The organism is Candidatus Thiosymbion oneisti (assembly GCF_004359955.1).
In the GTDB taxonomy this organism is placed as follows: Bacteria; Pseudomonadota; Gammaproteobacteria; order Chromatiales; family Chromatiaceae; genus Thiosymbion; species Thiosymbion oneisti.
Window position 1 is genome coordinate 1 of the sequence record NZ_SMSC01000188.1, and the last position, 273, is coordinate 273.

1 pseudogene is annotated in these 273 nt (G+C 58.6%); it reads left to right on the forward strand.

The features are described from left to right. Positions 1-48: 48 nt before the first annotated feature. Positions 49-273 (forward strand): annotated as a pseudogene (locus E1958_RS19925) (hypothetical protein); the annotation flags it as partial.

Here is a 273-nt window from a genome sequence, read left to right on the forward strand (position 1 = left end):
AAAATGCGCTACGTCACCAGCGTTGAACGATTGGCCATTCAGAGAGGGATGCAACAAGGCCTGCAACAAGGGATGCGACAAGGTTTGGAGCAAGGCCTGGAGCAAGGCCTGGAGCAAGGCTTGGAGCAAGGCCTGGAGCAAGGCTTGGAGCAAGGCTTGGAGCAAGGCAGGCTGGAAGGGAAAATCGAGGGCCTGGAACGCCTGCTTATCAAACGCTTCGGCCCCCTCGACGAAGCAACCCGCAAGCGCCTCGGTATGGCTACCCTGGAACAG